At 58.2% G+C, this 3115-nt stretch carries 5 protein-coding genes and 1 pseudogene; all 6 read left to right on the top strand.

Annotation, left to right across the window (positions count from 1 at the left end):
* Nucleotides 1-255: 255 nt before the first annotated feature.
* Complete coding sequence (locus H0V78_05680; GenBank protein ID MBA2351279.1) at nucleotides 256-633, top strand: YciI family protein; 378 nt, start codon at nucleotides 256-258, stop codon at nucleotides 631-633.
* A gap of 48 nt (nucleotides 634-681) precedes the next feature.
* A complete protein-coding gene (locus H0V78_05675) occupies nucleotides 682-1041 on the top strand; it encodes a DUF1428 domain-containing protein (protein ID MBA2351278.1) in 360 nt (119 codons plus the stop codon).
* A 163-nt stretch (nucleotides 1042-1204) separates the two neighbouring features.
* Nucleotides 1205-1683, top strand: a pseudogene (locus tag H0V78_05670) (VOC family protein).
* A gap of 50 nt (nucleotides 1684-1733) precedes the next feature.
* Nucleotides 1734-2159 carry a YciI family protein gene (locus tag H0V78_05665; protein MBA2351277.1) on the top strand — a complete coding sequence of 142 codons (426 nt, stop codon included), beginning with the start codon at nucleotides 1734-1736 and terminating at the stop codon, nucleotides 2157-2159.
* 171 nt (nucleotides 2160-2330) lie between these two features.
* A complete protein-coding gene (locus tag H0V78_05660) occupies nucleotides 2331-2708 on the top strand; it encodes a VOC family protein (GenBank protein ID MBA2351276.1) in 378 nt (125 codons plus the stop codon).
* 124 nt (nucleotides 2709-2832) lie between these two features.
* A partial coding sequence (locus H0V78_05655) for a glyoxalase/bleomycin resistance/extradiol dioxygenase family protein (GenBank protein MBA2351275.1) occupies nucleotides 2833-3115 on the top strand: 283 nt, incomplete at its 3' end.

Here is a 3115-nt window from a genome sequence, read left to right as displayed (position 1 = left end):
TTCTGCCTCAAGCTCATCCTCATCCGCCTCCGCGTCCACGCCTTCCTCCTGAATATCTCCAACGTACGCTGCCTTTCCGGTCGCCTGCTCAATGAGCCCAAGGAGCCGCTTTTGGCGATCTGCCATGAATAAATTCCCTGAGGTCTACAAATCGACCTTCCGAATTTTTGCCCAATAGTTGCTGCGTTGTCGATTTCCGGCTGCGCCGAACGACTATCCAGGAATCGCCACCGTTTCATCACAATGGAGGAAGCGATGAACTACCTGTGTCTGGTCTATAGCGACGAAGAAAAGCTGCACACCCTGCCCGAAAGCCCCAGGGACGACGAGTGTCTGGCCTATGCCGGAGCGCTTCAGAAAAGCGGGCACATGCTTGCCGGCGAAGCGTTGGAATCCGTGCAGACCGCCACCACCGTGCGCGTCCGCAACGGCAAGGTGTCCGTCACCGACGGTCCCTTCGCTGAAACGAAGGAGCAGTTGGCCGGGTTTTATCTGATCGACGCCACGGACCTTAACGAAGCGATCCAGATCGCCGCGAAGATTCCGCCGGCGCGTGTCGGCAGCATCGAGGTGCGCCCCATCAGGCAATTGAACGCGAAGGCGCCTGGGCAATCGGACATCTTGAGCGCTTGACGGAACAAGCCGCCCCGCTTTCAGCAGCAACTTAACCAAGGAGGACTTATGCAGTACGTCGATGGATTCGTGTTACCGGTACCCAAGGAAAACCTGCCCGCCTATCGCCGCATGGCGCAGAAGGCCGGAAAAATCTGGAAAGAGCACGGCGCACTCGCGTATCTCGAATGCGTCGCCGACGACGTGAAGCCGGGCAAGCTCACATCGTTCCCGCAGAGCGTCAAGCTGAAGGCGGACGAGACCGTGGTGTTCGCGTGGATCGTGTTCAAGTCGCGCGCCCACCGCGACAGCGTCAACGCCAAGGTGATGAAAGACCCGCGTCTTGAAGACATGATGGATCCGAAGTCCATGCCCTTCGACGGCAAACGCATGATCTACGGCGGATTCAAGGTCATGGTCGTGGCGTGAGCGCGGATCGCCCTGTGTCGGATGCCGAAACGGCATAAAAATCGTTCGACGTGTCGATTTCGCGCAGCGTCGTTCGTCTATAGAAGGAGCGGAGTCAGCCGGTCGAAACCACCCGCGATTCTGCCCTGATGAGCAAGCTCCACCCAACCCAAAGGAGAACACCATGAACAAGCCGCAGGTAAAACCCGTTCCAGACTGGATGCACACGGTAACGCCGTACTTGACTTGCGCCGGCGCGCCGATGCCATTGCGTTCTACAAAAAGGCGTTCGGCGCAGAGGAACTGATGCGATTGCCAGACCCGCAGGGAAAGATTATGCATGCCTGCATCCGCATCGGCGATTCAGCCGTGATGCTGGCCGATGAAAACCCCGAGTGCGGCGGATTGGGACCGAAGTCGCTCAAAGGCTCGCCCGTCACCATCCACCTCCAGGTCGAAGATGCCGACGCGGCATTTCAACGCGCCGTCGCCGCCGGGGCAAACGTCACGATGCCGCTCCAGGACATGTTCTGGGGCGACCGGTTTAGCGTGATCGAAGACCCGTTTGGCCATAGTTGGTCGATCGCCACGCACATGCGCGATCTGACTCCGGAAGAGATACAGCAGGCGGCGCAGGAAATGTTCAGCCAGCAACAGAATTGAGACTGGCTGGCAACCGCAACGCGATCCGTAACCTTAAAGGAGTTATGACAATGCGATTCATGGTTATCGTCAAAGCCGACAACAACACGGAAGCAGGCGTTCTGCCGGAGGAGAAGCTGCTGACCGAGATGGGCAAGTACAACGACGAGTTGGCGAAAGCCGGCGATCTGCTCGCCGGCGAGGGGCTGCAACCAAGTTCCAAAGGCGCGCGCGTCAAATTCTCGGGAGCCAGGCGCACCGTGATCGACGGGCCGTTCACCGAGACCAAAGAGCTGATCGCCGGCTTCTGGCTGTGGCAGGTAGAGTCATTGGATGAGGCGATCGAATGGGTCAAACGCTGCCCCAATTCAACAGGCGACGAATCCGAGATCGAGATTCGCCAGGTGTTCGAGGCGGACGATTTCGGCGCCGAATTCACGCCCGAACTCAGGGAGCAGGAGGAGCGTCTGCGCGAGCAGATCGCCATGAAGCGGTAGTCGCGGCATCACCGCTTTGCGCCACCGATTCGGGCGATCACGCATGAGCGTAGCTCGGCGCCCTTCTGCGGGAAGGGCAGCTACAAAGCGGCCGATCTCAGGCTGTCAGTGCCTGGCCGTAGTGCTTGTCCGTGCTCGCCCGGAACGACGAACCAGATGAAGGAGATCGATATGTTGGGAAATCGAGACGCGGTCGCGAACATCGCGGTCAAAAATTTGAAAGCTGCCCGGAAATTCTATGAAGACACGCTCGGCCTGAAGCAGGCCGGCGCCGAAGGCGAGGAGCTGATCGTGTTCAAGAGCGGAAAAACCACGATCAACGTTTATCGTTCCGAATTCGCCGGAACCAATAAAGCCACGGCCGTGACGTGGGCGGTCGGCGATGAGGTGGAAGACATCGTGCGCGCGCTGAAGGCCAAGGGTGTCGAGTTCGAGCACTACGACATGCCGGACATGAAGCTGGAGGGCGATGTCCACGTGTTCGGGGACATGAAGGTCGCCTGGTTCAAGGATCCGGACGGCAACATCCTCAACCTCGTGAGCCGATAGGATCGCCGTTCCAGGAGACCGAAAGGCGGACACTCCGCCTGCGAAGCGCCCCCGTTCTTCGAGGCGCTGCGGAAGACGGGCCCATCCAGCCGATACGGCGCAATCCATTTTCAAAAGGAAACCCATGGCTACCAAAATTTTCGTGAACCTGCCGGTAAAAAATCTCGATAAGTCTATCGAGTTCTTTACCGAACTCGGCTTCACTTTCAACCCGCAATTTACCGACGAGACAGCCACGTGCATGATCGTGAGCGAGGACATATTCGTCATGTTGCTGACTGAAGCGAAGTTCAAGACTTTTATTCCGAAGCAAATTTGCGATGCGACGAAAAGCACGGAAGTGCTGGTGTGCTTATCGTCCGAAAGCCGCGCGAAGATCGATGAAATGGTGCGCAAGGCAGTCACCG

The organism is Burkholderiales bacterium (genome assembly GCA_013695435.1).
Taxonomy (GTDB): Bacteria; Pseudomonadota; Gammaproteobacteria; order Burkholderiales; family JACMKV01; genus JACMKV01.
Note: the sequence above shows the minus strand (reverse complement) of the source record. Positions and strands in the feature narration are given on the sequence as shown.

Bases quoted from the DNA above. Each gene is read 5' to 3' on its own strand.
- H0V78_05680 (MBA2351279.1), top strand. From the start codon at position 256: ATGAACTACCTGTGTCTGGTCTATAGCGACGAAGAAAAGCTGCACACC.
- H0V78_05675 (MBA2351278.1), top strand. From the start codon at position 682: ATGCAGTACGTCGATGGATTCGTGTTACCGGTACCCAAGGAAAACCTG.
- H0V78_05665 (MBA2351277.1), top strand. From the start codon at position 1,734: ATGCGATTCATGGTTATCGTCAAAGCCGACAACAACACGGAAGCAGGC.
- H0V78_05660 (MBA2351276.1), top strand. From the start codon at position 2,331: ATGTTGGGAAATCGAGACGCGGTCGCGAACATCGCGGTCAAAAATTTG.